The sequence below is a fragment of the Enhygromyxa salina genome, from assembly GCF_002994615.1.
In the GTDB taxonomy this organism is placed as follows: Bacteria; Myxococcota_A; Polyangia; order Nannocystales; family Nannocystaceae; genus Plesiocystis; species Plesiocystis salina_A.
In genome coordinates this window covers 1-13,781 of record NZ_PVNK01000086.1, presented here as the reverse complement: position 1 = coordinate 13,781, position 13,781 = coordinate 1, and the positions used below count along the sequence as shown (strand labels likewise).

General features: G+C 70.7%; 12 protein-coding genes. 8 read left to right on the top strand and 4 right to left on the bottom strand.

Annotated elements, in window-relative coordinates; genetic code table 11:
- The first annotated feature begins 208 nt into the window (after positions 1-208).
- Entirely contained in the window at positions 209-1,459 is a 1,251-nt protein-coding gene (locus ENSA5_RS08185) for an N-formylglutamate amidohydrolase (protein WP_181197506.1), read from the top strand.
- A 3-nt stretch (positions 1,460-1,462) separates the two neighbouring features.
- Here the strand turns inward: ENSA5_RS08185 and ansA are convergent, their stop codons facing one another.
- Positions 1,463-2,575 carry an asparaginase gene (gene ansA, locus ENSA5_RS08180; protein WP_106391075.1) on the bottom strand — a complete coding sequence of 371 codons (1,113 nt, stop codon included), beginning with the start codon at positions 2,573-2,575 and terminating at the stop codon, positions 1,463-1,465.
- A gap of 528 nt (positions 2,576-3,103) precedes the next feature.
- Here ansA and arsH point away from each other — a divergent pair.
- From arsH to ENSA5_RS08165, 3 genes are all read left to right on the top strand, one after another.
- Positions 3,104-3,820: an arsenical resistance protein ArsH gene (gene arsH, locus ENSA5_RS08175; RefSeq protein ID WP_106391074.1), complete on the top strand. Its 717-nt coding sequence runs from the start codon at positions 3,104-3,106 to the stop codon at positions 3,818-3,820.
- 66 nt (positions 3,821-3,886) lie between these two features.
- Complete coding sequence (locus ENSA5_RS08170) at positions 3,887-4,984, top strand: two-component system sensor histidine kinase NtrB (RefSeq protein ID WP_146155458.1); 1,098 nt, start codon at positions 3,887-3,889, stop codon at positions 4,982-4,984.
- Positions 4,985-5,174: 190 nt separating this feature from the next.
- Complete coding sequence (locus ENSA5_RS08165; protein ID WP_181197505.1) at positions 5,175-6,326, top strand: RCC1 domain-containing protein; 1,152 nt, start codon at positions 5,175-5,177, stop codon at positions 6,324-6,326.
- 3 nt (positions 6,327-6,329) lie between these two features.
- On the opposite strand, the gene ENSA5_RS08160 is transcribed toward ENSA5_RS08165, so the two are convergent.
- Positions 6,330-7,307 carry a hypothetical protein gene (locus ENSA5_RS08160; protein ID WP_146155457.1) on the bottom strand — a complete coding sequence of 326 codons (978 nt, stop codon included), beginning with the start codon at positions 7,305-7,307 and terminating at the stop codon, positions 6,330-6,332.
- Positions 7,308-7,384: 77 nt separating this feature from the next.
- On the opposite strand from ENSA5_RS08160, the gene ENSA5_RS08155 reads away from it, so the two are divergent.
- A complete protein-coding gene (locus ENSA5_RS08155; protein ID WP_258182791.1) occupies positions 7,385-9,316 on the top strand; it encodes a DUF2079 domain-containing protein in 1,932 nt (643 codons plus the stop codon).
- On the opposite strand, the gene ENSA5_RS08150 is transcribed toward ENSA5_RS08155, so the two are convergent.
- On the bottom strand, positions 9,317-10,174 hold the full coding sequence (locus tag ENSA5_RS08150) for a poly(ADP-ribose) glycohydrolase domain-containing protein (protein WP_106391069.1): 858 nt from the start codon (positions 10,172-10,174) through the stop codon (positions 9,317-9,319).
- 99 nt (positions 10,175-10,273) lie between these two features.
- Positions 10,274-10,996, bottom strand: a complete 723-nt coding sequence (locus tag ENSA5_RS08145; RefSeq protein ID WP_258182789.1) for a 1-acyl-sn-glycerol-3-phosphate acyltransferase — start codon at positions 10,994-10,996, stop codon at positions 10,274-10,276.
- 123 nt (positions 10,997-11,119) lie between these two features.
- On the opposite strand from ENSA5_RS08145, the gene ENSA5_RS08140 reads away from it, so the two are divergent.
- The 3 genes from ENSA5_RS08140 (at position 11,120) to ENSA5_RS08130 (ending at position 13,658) form a co-directional block, all read left to right on the top strand.
- On the top strand, positions 11,120-11,749 hold the full coding sequence (locus tag ENSA5_RS08140) for a hypothetical protein (protein WP_146155456.1): 630 nt from the start codon (positions 11,120-11,122) through the stop codon (positions 11,747-11,749).
- A 131-nt stretch (positions 11,750-11,880) separates the two neighbouring features.
- Positions 11,881-13,020, top strand: coding sequence for a chorismate synthase (aroC, locus tag ENSA5_RS08135; RefSeq protein ID WP_106391066.1), 1,140 nt, complete (start codon positions 11,881-11,883; stop codon positions 13,018-13,020).
- Complete coding sequence (locus ENSA5_RS08130) at positions 13,017-13,658, top strand: hypothetical protein (protein ID WP_106391065.1); 642 nt, start codon at positions 13,017-13,019, stop codon at positions 13,656-13,658. Before aroC ends, ENSA5_RS08130 begins: the two co-directional genes overlap by 4 nt.
- Positions 13,659-13,781 lie beyond the last annotated feature (123 nt).

Genomic DNA, 13,781 nt, shown 5'->3' with positions numbered 1-13,781 from the left:
ACTCCTCGTGCAACTGAAGCACATACGATGCCCCAATAGCGAGCCCATATGGTTTCGTTTTTTGGTGGGCATGTGCGTTTCGGCAACAATGGCGAGGGCGAAGAGTGGCCGACAGTGTGCGGATCGCGGCGCGCCGTGGGCGCTACGGTGGGATGTCGGCTCGGGTTGCTTGGGGTACGCTGCGCTCGCCTCGAGCCAACACCCACGAATGTCCCAACAAGCTCGCTTCGACTTCGATCGCCCCTGTGATCCACCCCTCGAGACCGTTCGCGTGACCGCGGCCGGTGACTCGCAGCTCCCCGAGCCCCTCCGGCGTCGCGTCGCGGTGTTCGCCGTCCACGACGGGCAGGGGATCCCCGAGCGCTTCCGCGTGCGCGATGACGGCACTCCGGTCGTGGATCCGGTCGAGCTCGAGCGGGAATTCGTCAAGGCGCGGGACTGGGGCGCCAACATCGTCGCCGAGGAGCTCGCGGCCGCGCTCGGGGCTCCGAGCTACCTCTCGTGCCGTGTCGCCCGGGTGCTCCTGGACTTCAACCGCTTCCCCGGGAGCACGCCGCCCGACAACGAAGACCCCCTCGAGGCCCAGGCGATCGGGCCGCTCTACGGTCGAGCCCTCGAGCACGACGAGAAGACGGACCTGCTCGAGAGCTTCTACGATCCGATCTCGAGCGCGATCGAGTCCTTCGTCGCCGACAGCCTGATCGCCCTGTCGATCCACACCTACGACGAAGAGCACCAGAGCCAGAACAAGCGCGCCCACGTCAGCATCATCAACCTCGCGCTCAGCTACCAGCGCGACGCCCGGCTGCCCTACGGGGTGTTTGATCCGATGTATCCCGACCACCTCGCGGAGTCGACCTGCAGCCGGATCCTGCGTGACCGCATGAGCCTCAACCTCGAGCGCTTCGGCTTTCGGGTCACCCACAACCATCCCTACGCGCTGCCCGACGGCAGCATCGAGATGCGCTCGCAGGTCTGGCACTTCTTCCGCTTCCTGCGCCGGCGCTTCCACGCCGCGCACCCCGAGACCGAGGGCGACCCCGCGTACGAGCGGGTCTTCACCATGCTCGCCGACACCAACTTGCGGCTCGCCGAGGCCGACGAGCTGCGCGGCTTTCTCCATCGCTTTCGGCGGGTCCGCGACGCGCGTCGTCCGGCTCTGCTCGCGTCGCTCGACGCGTATCGGCACATCGAGGGCTTCGTCCGCGACTCGACCGTGGTCATGGACTACCGCCGCTCGCCCGAGCGCCCGAGCTCGGTCGGGATCGAGGTCCGCAAGGATCTGGTCTGCTCCTTCGACCCCGAGACCGGGCTGCCGCTCGCTACGACCCCGGAGCAGCGTCAGGTGGCGCGGCAGATCGCGCAGTGCATTGCGAGCTCGATCGGGACCTACTTCGCGACCGACCGCCAGGTCTACGAGACGACCGCCGCGACCGTGGCGATCCCGCCCGAGGGCTGAGCCTCAGCCCTCGCGGTCGGCGACCGTCCACGGCATCCCGTCGAGCTCGCCCCACTCGTCGTGCTCGCCGAGGCTGGCCGGGACCGTCAGCTCGCCGACCAGCGACTGCTGCATCAGCCGCTTGACCCGCTCGGGCGAGAAGCCCTTCTCGAACAGATAGAACAGCTTGGCCAGGGCGGCCTCGGCGGTCATGTCGAAGCCGCTGACGACGCCCGCGTCGAGCAGCGCCCGGCCGGTCGCGTAGAGCGAGAGGTTGGCCGAGCCGCGGACCGGCTGGGTGACCGCGACGAGGACCACGCCGCGCGCGGTCGCGGCCGCGATCACCTTCATGAACTCGGGGTCGGCGGTCGGCGCGTTGCCGGCCCCAAAGCACTCGAGCACGACGCCCTGGACCGGCGGCGCGAGCACGGCCTCGAGCAGCCGCGGCTTGAGCCCCGGGAACAGGCGAAAGGCGCCGACCGTCGCGTCGCCGAGCTCGACGACCTCGAGCACCTCGACGTCGGGCTGGCGGGCGCGCGGGGCCAAGGTCAGCTCCCAGTTGATCTTGATGTCGATGCCCACGCGCCCGAGCGGGGGGTAGTTCGGCGAGTCGAAGGCCGCGAAGGCGTCGACGGACACCTTGCTGGTCCGGTTGCCGCGAAACAGGCGGTCGGCGAAGTAGATCATGACCTCCGACAGGCGGGCGTGGTGGCGGCCGAGGATCAGCAGCGAGGTCAGGAGGTTGTGCTGCGCGTCGTTGCGGGTCTGCTCGAGCGGCACCTGCGAGCCCGTGAGGATCACGGGCTTGGCCAGATCCTCGAGCATGAAGCTCAGGGCCGAGGCGGCGAAGGCCATGGTGTCGGTCCCGTGGAGGACCAAGAAGCCGTCGTAGGCGGCGTAATTGCTGCGGATCATGTCGGCGATCCGCAGCCAGTGGGCCGGGGTCATGTCGGAGCTGTCGAGCAGCGGCGAGAACTCCTCGATCACGTACTCGGGCAGCTCGGCGTCGGAGAAGCGAGGGATCTGCTCGAGCAGCTGCTGGAGATAGCCGGGCTCCGGGCGGTAGCCGCTCGGGGTCTTGCGCATGCCGACGGTGCCACCGGTGTAGACGATGAGGATCTTCGCGCGCGCGGCCATCGGGCGAGATTATATTATTAGACCCCCGCGGGCATTTGCGACTCTGCCACGCACGGCCGCTGCGCGGCCGGTCGGTCGCTCCGCTCTCTCCCTCGGTGGGCTGGGATGAGCTTCGCGGTCGTTTGCGTGGCCCCCTGGAAGGGGGCTCCTCGAGACCCCCACAGGCATTTGCGACTCTGCCACGCACGGCCGCTGCGCGGCCGGTCGGTCGGTCGCTCCGCTCTCTCCCTCGGTGGGCTGGTATGAGCTTCGCGGTCGTTTGCGTGGCCCCCTAGAAGGGGGCTCCTCGAGACCCCCACAGGCGTCAGCGACTCTGCCACGCACGGCCGCTGCGCGGTCGGTCGCTGCGCTCTCTCCCTCGGTGGGCTGGGATGAGCTTCGCGGTCGTTTGCGTGGCCCCCTAGAAGGGGGCTCCTCGAGACCCCCACAGGCGTCAGCGACTCTGCCAGGCACGGCCGCTGCGCGGCCTGCGGAACCGTCTGGCACCAAGGTGTTGGCAGGAGCTTGATCTGGGCGAGGGCCTTCGCCATGGTCCGCGACGTGCAGACGATCGACGCCGACCTCCCCGATCACACCGTCGCTTCGACCCTGGACGCGCTGGGGATCCAAGGTAGCGATCACCCGCCGCGGATCTTGGTGCTCTACGGCTCGCTGCGCGAGGTCAGCTTCAGCCGCAAGCTCGCGCTCGAGGTCGAGCGGGTGCTCAGCCACTTCGGCGCCGAGGTCCGCGTGTTCGACCCCCACGGGCTGCCGGTGTTCGACCGAAGCTCCAACGACGACCCCAAGGTGCGGGAGCTGCGGCAGGCGTCACTCTGGTCCGAGGGCCATGTGTGGATCACGCCGGAGCAACACGGGAGCATGACGGCCGCGTTCAAGAACCAGATCGACTGGCTGCCGCTGTCCGACGGCGCCGTGCGCCCGACCCAGGGCCGGACCGTCGCGGTGTTCGAGGTCAGCGGTGGATCGCAGTCGTTCAACGCGGTCAACCAGCTGCGCATCCTCGGCCGCTGGATGAGGATGTTCACGATTCCGAATCAGTCGTCCGTGGCCAAGGCCTGGCAGGAGTTCGACGACGACGGCCGGATGAAGCCCTCGGCCTTCCGCGACCGGGTCGTCGACGTCTGTGAGGAGCTGTTCCGGTTCACGCTCTTGCTCCGCGACCGCTCGGCGGTGCTCAACACGCGCTACAGCGAGTGCAAGCAGCTGCGCGAGCGCGGTCGGCTGGACAAGGGGCAGGGCGTCTGAGGCCAGCCCCGGCGGTCGCTGCGCCCGGGGTTTACGCCATGCCTGCGGCGTGCTTTGGTCCCGCGGATGCCCGGCGACGACCCGATGTTGGGGGCCCCGTGGCGCGAGAGCGACTTCATGGAGCGCCTCCTCCACAACGCCACCACCATCGTGCTGCTCACGGACCGAGACGGCCGGATTGTCCTGTTCAACGACTCGATGCGTGCGCTGTGCGGCCACGAGCTCGCCGAGGTCCGCGGCGAAGACTGGCTCGAGCTGCTGGTCCCGAGCGATGAGCGCCCGCGCCTGCGCGAGCGCTACGCGGCCGCGCTCGCCGACGACGAAGCCTGGTCCGAGGCCGTGGTCACGCCGATCCAGACCAAGTCGGGGGAGCTGCGTTCGATCGAGTGGACGGTCGACGTCGTGCGTGACCCCGGCGGCGGCGTCCTCGGCATCGTCAGCGTCGGGCGGGACATCGGCGAGCGGCTCGAGCTTCGCCGTCGCCTCGCCGAGACAAAGCGCCTCGCGAGCGTCGGGATGATGGCCTCGGTGTTCGCCCACGAGGTCGGCAACCCTCTCAACGCGATCTTCCTCCAGGCCCAGCTGCTGCGTCGGCGGGCCCAAAAGCCGGAGCCCGGGCCGCTCGTGCCCAAGCTCGACTCGATCCTGAGCGAGATCAAGCGGCTCAATTCGCTGCTCCAGGACTTCCGCGCCTACCAGCACCCCAGCGAGGTTCAGCTCGAGCTGACCGATCTCGGCGCGGTCCTGTCTGGGGTCCGCGACGCGCTCGCGGACCGGGCGGCCGAGGGCAAGGTCTGCTTCGAGTGTGAGTTCGACGAGTCGCCCTTCGTGATCGGCAACACCGGCAAGCTCCAGCAGGTGTTCCTCAGCCTGTGCAAGAACAGCCTCGACGCGATGCAAGGCGGGGGCACGCTGTGGCTCCGGGCCCGGGCCGATGGCGATCGCGTGCGCGTCGAGGTCGAGGATCAAGGCGTGGGGATCCCGGCGGGCGTCGACGTCTTTGCGCCCTTTTACACGACCAAGACTTCGGGCATGGGCTTCGGCCTGCCGCTCGTGCGCGAGATCATCGCGGCCCACGGCGGAGAGATCGACTTCGTCAGCCAACCCGAGCAGGGCACGACCTTCACCGTGACCCTCCTGCGGCGGCGGCCGGATCCCTCGTGAGTGGAGCGAAGCGGCCTCAGCTCGGGCGTGGGCATGGGCTGGACCGCCTCGGGCTCGTTGAGCGCGTGTGTGGCCGCCGAGGGCTCGCGGTCCACGGCGAGCCCGGCGACTGAAGCTGCTACGGTTCCCCATGCCGCGAAGCGCCGAACCGCAAGCTCGTCGGGCCCAAGCCATCTGTGCTGCGTTGGGCGTGGCGCTGAGCCTCTCGCTCGGCTGCGACTGGAGCAGCTCCCCAACGCAGACCCCGAAGACTCCGGCCGCGACGCCCGCTGCCCAGCCACCCACGCAGAGCGGGCCGACCACGCCCAGCGTCGACGCCTTCGTCGAGGTCGCGGCGGGCAACCAACACAGCTGCGCGCGCCGACAGTCGGGCGCCGTGATGTGCTGGGGGCGCAACACCTACGGACAGCTCGGCAACGGGGCGCGCGACGACAGCAAGCAGATGGTCGCGGTCACGGGGCTGCGCGATGCCGTCGAGGTCGAGGCCGGCGGGGACTTCAGCTGCGCCCGGCGCAAGTCCGGCTCGGTCGTGTGCTGGGGCAACAACCAAGACGGGCAGCTCGGAGACGGGCGGGGGGCCAAGGTCGGGGTGTGGAGCACCAAACCGACCGGGGTCACCGGCCTGTCCGACGCGATCGACGTCGGGGTCGGCGAGGCCTTCGCGTGCGCGCTGCGTCGCGGCGGCAAGGTGGTGTGCTGGGGCGTGGGCGCGAACGGCCAGGTCGGAACGGGCGGCGAGCGGGCGTTCCCGCGGCCGATGCCGATCACCGGGATCTCGACCGTCACCTCGCTCGCGGTCGGCGGTCGGCATGTCTGCGTGGCCGAGACCAGCGGGCGCGTGATGTGTTGGGGGCGCAACAGCGAGGGGCAGCTCGGCGACGGGGACATCGCCTCGAGGTTCGCGGCGCGGCCCGTCCTCGGCCTCAGCGACGCCGAGTGGCTCGTCGCGGGGGGGCGGCACACCTGCGCGCGCAGGCGCAGCGGGGGGCTCGCGTGTTGGGGCGACGGCCGCGAGGGGCAGCTGGGACTCGGGCCCGGGACCGAGCGCGTGCGCACGGCCAAGCTCGTGGGCGGGGTGAGCGGGTGGACAAAGCTGGTGGCCGGCGACCAACACACTTGCGCGCTGTTCTCCGACGCCGACCTCCGCTGCTGGGGCGACAACAGCGAGGGGCAGATCGACGCGAGCCGGCGCCCGAGGCCGACGCCCTCCAAGGTCGCTGGCGTCCGCGGCGTGGTCGACGTCGCGGCGGGGACTCGCCACACCTGCGTCGTGTCCGGGGGCAAGGTCTACTGCTGGGGGCTCGCGGACCGTCAGGCGCTGGGGCCCAACCCGCGCGGCTGACAGTCACGGTCTCGCCGACACGCCCCGGGCGTGCATGAACGCCCGCAGCTCGGGCCAGTGCACGGCCATGAAGTCGAGCTCGCCGGGGTGGAGCTTGGCGAGCAGCGGCTCGATCGGCATGCTCGAGAACACCCCGCGGTACTCGTTCTCACCCTCAGACAGGCGGTGGAGCGCGTAGGCCTGCAGCAGGTGCAGGGCGCGACCGAGCAGGTCACTGTCACTGTCGTTGTGGCGGAGACTTTGGAGCAGCGCGAACAGCCGCTGGTGGTCGTCTTGCCGGGCCAGGAGCGTGGCCTCGGCGAGCTCGAGGCTCACGCTCGAGCTGTCGATCGCGTCGTCTGCGTGGGGGACGATCGCGTGCTCGCGCGTCGGGTCGAGCACCTCGCGGCCGCGCTCTAGCCACGCGCGGGCCTCGTCGACGTCGCCGAGCACGGACCCGCAGATCGACAAGCTGGCGTAGCCCTCGCCGGTGGCCTGGCGGGAGATCCTGAAGCTCCCCAGCCAGCCCGTGGCCTCGACCGCCAACAGCCGGGCGCGCGCCTCTCGAACCTGGCCGAGGCGCAGCGCGAGGACCCCGCGCAGGAGGGCCAGGCGCACGTAGACCGCGGCGTAGCGCAGGTTCGAGCCCGCGTGGGCCAGGACCTCGTCGACGGCCGCGGTCGCGGCTTCGATCTGCCCGCTGCGCATGTCCGCTCGCGCGCGCTCGTAGACGCGCAGGCCGTGCTCGACCTTGCGACGCTCGCGAACGGCGATGACCACGCCGCCGGCTCCGAGCACGTACTCGAGCATCGGGACGCCGACGGCGATCCCGACGGCGTAGGTCGCAACCAACAGGCTGACGAGGCCGACGGTGATCAGGGCGTTTCGGGTCTGTCGGGCGGCCTTGTCGGGCAGCGGCGGCAGCCCGAGGGGGGCGAGCTGGGTCGAGTCGGGGGTCGGGACCAACGCCGACGGTTGGCCGTCGATGTCCGATGGCGCCACGGTTGGCCAAGATAGCACGGTGGCGCTTCTGGGCGCCGTATTGACCTCGCTCGCAGACGCGTGACACCGTGCCCGAGATGGCGCAGGGCGATCGCCGCGGGGCGGCCGACGAGGTCGACACGACCTGGCTCGCGCGCTTCGCTTCGTGGGCGTGGGCGCCCTTCGTCGCCGCCGCGCCGGGCTGGACGAGCTACGCGCTGGGCCACCGCGACACTCCGGCGCTGCTGCGGGACAACGCCGAGCTCGAACCCGTGGCGCTCCTGCACATGGTCGCGGGCTCGCTGCTGGTGCTCGGTCTGTGGGCCTGGCTCGCGCCTCGAATTGGCCGCGAGCAGGGCTGCCCGACGCGCCGCGAGGCCTGGCTCGAGGCCGTGCTGCGGACCCGCCTGCTGCTGCTCGGGCCCCTCGTCCTGGCGCTGGTCCATGAGCCTGGCGGCTTCCTCAGCGCCACGCGGCCGACGCTGGTGCTCCTTGGCGCGCTGCTCGTCGCGGTCAGCGTGCGGCGCTGGCCGCCGCTCCCGGAGGCGGCGCTGGCCAAGCTGCGGCGGGTGTTCGGGGGCCCCCGCTGGCCGATCGCGGCCCTGGTCGTCGGGGTCGGGGTGATCGCGATGTTGCTGCTGCGCCTGGCCCTGTGGCGCCACCACGGCTTTGCGACCCGGGCGTTCGATCTGGGCATCTACGACAACATCGTGTGGAACACGGCCCACGGGGACTTCCTCGCGTGCACGCTGATCAAGAGCGGGGTCCACACGTCGGCGCACTTCGATCCGATCCTCGCCCCGATCGCGCTGATCTACGCGCTCGCGCCCCGGGCCGAGACCCTGATCGTGATCCAGGCGCTGTGGGTGCTCTCGGGCGTCATCCCGGCCTACCTGATCGCCTGGCGGCGGCTCGAGGATCGACTCGCGGCGACGATCCTCGGCCTCGGCTTCGCGCTCTACCCCTCGGTGCACGGCATCGTGTTGTTCGAGTTTCACTCGCTCGCGCTGCTCGCCGCGCCCGGGCTGTGGATGATCTGGTGCCTCGACGAGGATCGACCGGTCGGCTACTGGATCGCCTTTGGCTTGGCCCTGCTCGTGCGCGAGGACGCCTCGCTGTTCGTGGCCGGGATCGGCGTCTACGCGCTGCTGGGCACGGACCACCGTCGTCGCGGCGGCCTGACGCTGGGGCTGGCGCTCGCCTACCTCGCGTTCGTCAAGTTCGCGGTCATGCCCGACCCCGATCTGCTGATGCGCGACACGGGCGACCACTACTCGTACACCAATCGCTACCGCCGGCTGATCCCCGAAGGCGGGGGCGCGCGCGACGGCATCGCGACCCTGATCATGAACCCGGGCTTCGTCCTGGGCCACGTGTTGTCGACCGCCAAGATCATGGCGGCGCTGGCCTTCCTCGTCCCGCTCGGGCTCTTGCCCCTCGCCGGGGGGCGGCGTCTGCTGCTCGCGGTCTACGGCGCGGCGTTCATGTTCCTGGCCAGCTACAAGAGCATCTACTACCCGCTGTTTCACTACTCGACGGCGCTCTATCCGGCTCTGTTCGCGGCGACGCCCGAGGGGGTGGCGCGGGTCCGGGGCTGGCTGGTCGAGCGCGGCGAGACCCCCGGCCGGGCTCGCGCCGCGGTGCTCAGCTACCTCGGCGCCTGCCTGGTCCTGGCCAGCCTCGCGACCGGCGCCCTCCTCGACGTCGCGCCCTTTGCGTTGACCCGCGACTCGGTCCGGGACTTCGGCCCGAACGAGCGCGCGCGCTACGAGTGGTTTCGCGCGGCGGTGGCCGAGATCCCGCCGAGCGCCTCGGTCAGCGCCTCCAAGCGCACGGCCCCACACCTCAGCAACCGCGCCGAGCTGTACATTGTGCAGCAGCGAATCGAGGCCGACTGGCTCGTCGTGAACTTCGAGGATCTCGAGCCCCAGGACATGGGCTGGGTCGTCGAGCTCGAGCGCAGCGGCGCCTACGAGGAGGTCGCCAAGTACGAGGCGGAGCTGTGGATCCTGCGCCGCTCGGAGCCCTGATCAGGTCAGGGCCTCGGCGAAGGGCGTGAAATTGTCGGGGCCGTAGCCCGGGTGGAAGATCGCAAAGGCGAGGCAGTCGAAGGCGCCCTCGCGCTCGCGCAGCGCGTCACCATAGAGGCCTGCGACCTGGTCTGCCGGGTTGCGAAAGGCCCCGCAGCCAAACGCGCTCAGGACCGCATGGCGGACGCCCGCGTCGATCAGGGTGTCGAGCTGTGCGTGAATTCGCGCGGCCGCGCGCTCGGGGTCGAAGGGGCTCCCGTCGCGGAGGTCGAGGGCCGCCGCGCGCAGCTCGTAGAAGGGGAAGACCTCGTCCGGGGCCAGCCAGGCGTAGCCGAGATCACCGCGGGCTCGGTCTTCGGGGCCGCGGACGCAGACTCGGGGTCGCGCGGTGTCGAGCATCACGCGGCCGCCTTCGGCGTTGAGCAGCGCCGTGATCTTCGCCCGGTAGTGCTCGGTCCGCGGGTCGAACTGCGAGCCGTCAACGGCGAAGTGGCAGTCGGTCCGGCGGAACATGTTCTCCTCTTGGGCCGGGCTGCCCTCGACGTAGCCGCCGCCGGGGACGTAGGCGTTGGCCATGTTGAGGACCGCGAAGCAGCTCCCGTGGGCTTGGGTCAGCGACGCGGTGACCTCACCCCAGTCGCCGGGCAGGACCTGCACGGGCGAGGCCGGGGCTGGTGAGGCGGTCTTCGCCCATCGGGCCAGGTTGGCCTGCGCGAGCTGATGAAAGCGGTCGGGCGGATCGGCGCGCTCGAACGCGGCCACGGTCTCGCGCAGGACCTCGCGGCGGCGGACGAACGCGGGCGAGGCGTGGCGGCCCCGACTGGCCGCGACGCGCTCTGGGGGGATTGTCCGACCCATCGGTGTCCGTCCTCGTCCTGGTCTTCGAGCGTCGTGTCCGTGGGCAGAGCAGCCGCTTGGGGCGCTCCCACTCCCACTCCCACTCCCGCGTGGGCGCGCTCAGCCCTGGGCGACTTCCCGGAGCGGCTCGACGGGCTCGACCTTGGGCATCAGCGGCACGACGGGGCTCATCTCTTCTTCGCGCAGCCGCGGCGGCGTGAACAGCTCGGGGTAGCGGGCCCACTCGGTCTTGTAGAAGCGCCGGACCCGGTCCATGTCGGCGACGATGTCCTCGCCGGGCTCCCACAGCGGCCCGAAGCCAGCCTCGCGGTTGGCGTAGTCGAGGTAGCTCATGCAGATCGGCAGCTCGGAGCCCCGCGCGATCTGGTAGAAGCCGGACTTCCAGTAGTCACGCTTGCTCCGGGTGCCCTCGGGCGGAATCGCCAGGAGCAGGGACTCACGGGACGCGAACTGACCGACGATCTGGGCGACGAGGCCCTGGGGCGCGCTGCGATCGACCGGGATCACGCCGAAGCGGCGCGGGATCCAGCCGAGCGGGCCGTTGACCAGCGAGGCCTTGCCCATCCACGCGAGGTCGATGCCCCACCACCAGGCGAAGGCGAGCATCCAAAAGCCGTCCCACCAGGTCGTGTGCGGGGCGGCGATGATCACGTACTTGTTGAGCTTCGGCGGCGCGCCACCGATCGTCCAGCCGCCGAGGCGCAGGACGAAGGCGGCGAAGCGCGCACGAAAGCCGCGACCGCGCTGGCTGTCGGGTCGACGCTCGAAGCCGTCGTTGGCGTCCATGGTCGGGAGACCGTCGAAGTCGCGTGTTCGCCTCACTGTCTTTTGCGGTACCACGGAGCGCGGCGCGCGACCACGGGACCTTTGGTCTCAGATTGGTCATTTATTTGCCCACGACCCACGTGGGTGCCCTACTGCGCCGTGCGCTCGACATTTCAGGCCTTGACTGTGCTCGCCGTCACCTTGTTGGCGGTCCCAGCTTGCGACTTCTTCCGTGAGCTCGAGAGCGTGCCCGAGGCAGGCGACGACGAGTCCGGGGATGGCACCGACTCCTACGGTGGTGACATCGGTGACATGGCCGTCGGGGAGACCGAGGGGGAGCCCTGCGACGTGCTCGACGAGTACTGCTCGGATCAGGACACGCTCCACGCCTGCGACTACGAGACCGGCGAGATGGTGACCTACCCCTGCGCCTCGTGGTGTGCCGAGGGCAGCCTCTACAACTTCACGTGCACGCCGACGGAGGACTTCCGCCACGCGTGCTGGTGCGTCAACCCGGGCGATATCAAGCTCGACACCTGCGCGCAGCTCGAGGCCTGCGTGATCGAGTGCGGTGGCGAGCCGGACTCGCCGTGCACGGGCGAGTGCTTCACGCGGACCGACCCGCAGACGATGCGGCTGCTCGGTACGCTCTACTCCTGCGCCGATCGAGCGTGCGACGAGCTGTGCGTGCTCTCGCCCTACGAGTGCGGCAGCTGCCTGTTGGCCGCGCGCGCGGGCCTGTACGGTGACTGCGGTGTCGAGCGTGAGGTCTGCGACGCCGATCAGAACGACGAGCCCAGCTGGCCGTGACCGCCGTTTTGGGCGACAGTCAGGCCACGAACTTGCGTTTGCTCCTGTTCGCGCCTGATCTGCGACGGGGGATCTGCGCCGGCTGTGCCGGGCAGCAAGAGCGCAGCTGAACACTGCTAAGCTGCGACCCGATGCCCGGCAACTCCTTCGGTGAGCGCTTTCGCGTCACGACCTTCGGGGAGTCGCACGGCGGCGGGCTCGGCGTCGTGATCGACGGGTGCCCCGCCGGCCACCCTTTCCCCCACGAGCGGATCCGTGCCCAGCTCGCGCGGCGCCGGCCCGGTCAGAGCGCGCTGACGACCGCGCGCGACGAGGCCGACGCCTTCGAGCTGCTCGCGGGCGTCGACCCCGAGTCGCAGCTGACCCTCGGCACGCCGATCGCGATGCTGGTCCGCAACAAGGACCACAAGTCCGGTCACTACGCCGACATCGCCCAGATCTACCGGCCCTCGCACGCCGACTACACCTACGACGCGCGCTTCGGCCTCCGCGCCGTCGCTGGGGGTGGGCGGGCGTCGGCGCGCGAGACCGTCGCCCGCGTGGCCGCGGGGGCGCTGGCTGAAGATCTGCTGGCGCAGGCGGGCAGGGGGAGCGAGCCCGGGGTTGAGATTGTCGCCTGGGTCGATCGCGTCGCCGAGCTCGAGCGTCCGTCCGTCGACGAGCACACGATCGATCGGGCGACCGTCGATCAGAGCCCGGTCCGCTGCCCCGACCCCGAGCTCGCCGCGCGGATGGAGGCCGCGATCCGTGAGGCTCGCAAGCAGGGCGACACGCTCGGCGGTGTGGTCCGCTGCGTGATCCGTAACGTCCCTGCGGGCTGGGGCGAACCCGTGTTCGGCAAGCTCAGCGCCGAGCTCGCCGCGGCGATGATGAGCCTCCCGGCCAGCCGCGGGTTCGAGATCGGCGAGGGCTTCGCGGCGACGCGCATGCGAGGCTCGACCCACAACGACCCCTTCTACATGGCCGATGGCCGGGTCCGCACCCGCACCAACCACAGCGGCGGCGTCCAAGGTGGGATCAGCAACGGCGAGGCGATCCGCCTGGCCGTCGCGTTCAAGCCCGTCGCGACGATCTTCCGGCCGCAAGAGACGGTCACCCGCAGCGGCAAGTCGGTCGAGTTCAGCCCTCGCAAGGGTCGCCACGATCCCTGCGTGCTGCCCCGCGCGGTGCCGATCGTCGAGGCCATGGCTGCGCTGGTGCTGTGCGATCACATGCTGCGCAGCGCGGGCGTGCGCGCGTCTGACCTCGGCCACGCGCAGGGGGGCTCATGACCCCGCGGCGCGGCCAGCTGCAGCTGCTCCCGGCGCCCGAGGATCGGGATCGGGTCGGGGCCGAAGGGCAGGGCGCAGGGGGCGGGCCGAGCACGAGCCGCGGGCGTCGCCTGGCCCCGGGCGCGCCGCCGTCTCCGGGGACCGTGCCCCTCGAGCTCGCCCGAGAGCTGCGTGTCGGTGAGCCGGTGATCTGGTGGGGCCACAAGGACCACATCGATCGCCGGCCGATCGTGTGGGTGGCGATCGTCGGCGTGCTGATGCTCGGGCTCGCAACCTTGCTCGCGCCCGAGCTGTGGGATCAGCCGCTGGCCGACATGTGGAAGCCGCTGGTCCCCGCCCTGGCCCCGGCCGCGCTGCTCGCCGCGCGCCAGTGGCTTAGCCTTCGGGCGGTCCTGGTCACCGACAGCTCGCTCGTCGTTCGCGATCACCGCGGCCGCCTCGACCGCCTCGCGTTTCGCAACGTCAGGCGCGTCGGCCGGGATCTGTTGACGGGGGGCATCCTGCTCGAGGGCGCCCGCCACAAGCTCCGGGTGCCGCCCGAGCTCGAGCAGGACGCCCGCGCGGCGATCGCTTCGCAGACCCGCCACACCCTCCAAGGTGGCGACGGGCCCGACGATCCCCTCGGCTGGCTGGGCTAGCAGCCCGGGGTGCAATGCCTCGCGCCGCCTCGCTTGGCCTCTTCGCCGATGGCTTTGTCGCCAAAACTTGCAGTACGCCCGGTACAGCGGCGTTTTGGCTTCGCGCCCTCGGCGAACATTCCG

Coding starts and splice junctions, on each gene's coding strand:
- arsH (WP_106391074.1), top strand. CDS start 3,104: ATGGTCCGCGACGTGCAGACGATCGACGCCGACCTCCCCGATCACACC.
- ansA (WP_106391075.1), bottom strand. CDS start 2,575: ATGGCCGCGCGCGCGAAGATCCTCATCGTCTACACCGGTGGCACCGTC.
- ENSA5_RS08130 (WP_106391065.1), top strand. CDS start 13,017: ATGACCCCGCGGCGCGGCCAGCTGCAGCTGCTCCCGGCGCCCGAGGAT.
- ENSA5_RS08185 (WP_181197506.1), top strand. CDS start 209: ATGTCCCAACAAGCTCGCTTCGACTTCGATCGCCCCTGTGATCCACCC.
- ENSA5_RS08170 (WP_146155458.1), top strand. CDS start 3,887: ATGCCCGGCGACGACCCGATGTTGGGGGCCCCGTGGCGCGAGAGCGAC.
- aroC (WP_106391066.1), top strand. CDS start 11,881: ATGCCCGGCAACTCCTTCGGTGAGCGCTTTCGCGTCACGACCTTCGGG.
- ENSA5_RS08150 (WP_106391069.1), bottom strand. CDS start 10,174: ATGGGTCGGACAATCCCCCCAGAGCGCGTCGCGGCCAGTCGGGGCCGC.
- ENSA5_RS08155 (WP_258182791.1), top strand. CDS start 7,385: ATGGCGCAGGGCGATCGCCGCGGGGCGGCCGACGAGGTCGACACGACC.